Below are 1,528 nucleotides of genomic sequence, written 5' to 3' on the forward strand. Positions count from 1 at the left end.
CCTCCGGGAAGTCCGCGTCGCTCGACTTCGGCGCCGTATACTCGTCAACGTGGATGGACAAGCCAATCGCCTCGTTGTTCACCGCTTGCTTCACCAGTTGCTCGACATAGCTCGTTGCCGCCGTTTCCGTGCTCTGTTCCTCCTGGTTGGCTGCCGGATACTCCGCGTTCTCTACCGATGCTTTCGCTGCCTGCAAAATCGCAATATCAGGGTCGGGCCCTTCCTTAAACGTGACATGCAGGCTCGTACTGTCGGTACGGACGCCCTTGGAAAGCGCTACGTCATAGCTGCCGTTAACGCTGTTGAAGGTGACAATGGCCGTCACGCCTGCGGCATCCCCAGTCAGCAAGCGGTTTGCATAGCTCTGTACCGCCGCGGTTTTGTCAGCCTGCGAGGGCTGAAAGACGACATCGACGATTCCGTCCACCAGAGCCGCCTTGGCTGCCGCCACAATGGCAATGTCCGGGTCGACCGCTTCCTTCATCGTCATCGTCAGGCTCTTGCTGTCGCTTGCGTTCCCCCTGACCAAGGCCACATCATAACCGCCCGTGTCGCTGTTGTAGGCGACGCTTGCCGTTACCTTGGGATCGCCAGCCAGCAGGCGATTTACATAGTTTTGCACGGCCGCTGTTTTATCAGCCTGCGAGGCCCCGAATGCGACATCAACTTCTCCGTCCACCAAAGCTGCCTTGACCGCTGCCAAAGCCTGCTCATTCACTTCGCGGAAGGTCGTGGCCAGAATCGGAACCGTAATCGGGTCAGTCGTCCAAACCTGCCATGCTCTATAGAACGTTACAGTAAAGGTATAACTGCCATTTGTACCGCTTGGATTATCGGCATCGCCTGTTACCGACGGAACGTAGTCCAGCCCCGTTATGGTGCCGACCCTGATTACGCCAATCCCGGCAGCGTTGTTAACACCGCTGTGGCTGATTGCGTCATAAGCTCGATTACTAACAAATTGATTGATATACCGATCGTCATACGTAGACTGTCTGATGCCCCCATAGTCGCCGTGTTCGATCGCCGTCTTGACCTTAGCCAAGTCCGGGTCGCGCTCCTGATTAATGTGCAGGTCTAATATCGAGCTGTAATAGGCCCGTCCCTTTTCAAAATATAGATTGACCGTTATCGTTTGCTTCTCGGGTTTGGGATAGTTAGGAACAATCCACACATAATCCAAGTCGAATTCAGCGAGTAAATCGTTAAAACGCTTCGTTATCATGTTATATAACTCGGCCCAGGTTGTGCCCAGCTCCACATCCATCGTAAGCTCACCTTCGAACAGGCTTCCGGCCTTGTCGATCACCTGTTGATTGGATACGCCGGCATACGGTGTCGCCTTGATCGCAACCGTCCGCCGAGCGGTGCTTAGCACCTGCGCTCCCTTGGTCAACGTGACGGTAAACGCAATCTGTCCATCGGTCCCCTCCGGGAAGTCCGCGTCGCTCGACTTCGGCGCCGTATACTCGTCAACGTGGATGGACAAGCCAATCGCCTCGTTGTTCACCGCTTGCTTCACCAGTTG

Annotated in this window: 1 protein-coding gene; it reads right to left on the minus strand. The window is 55.3% G+C overall.

Going from position 1 to position 1,528, the window contains the following annotated elements; all coding sequences use genetic code 11:
• Window positions 1-1,528: hypothetical protein (locus tag ACFPOF_RS23710; RefSeq protein ID WP_378137342.1), on the minus strand; the 1,528-nt coding region annotated here is incomplete at both ends.

The organism is Cohnella soli (genome assembly GCF_042655525.1).
Lineage (GTDB): Bacteria > Bacillota > Bacilli > Paenibacillales > Paenibacillaceae > Cohnella > Cohnella soli.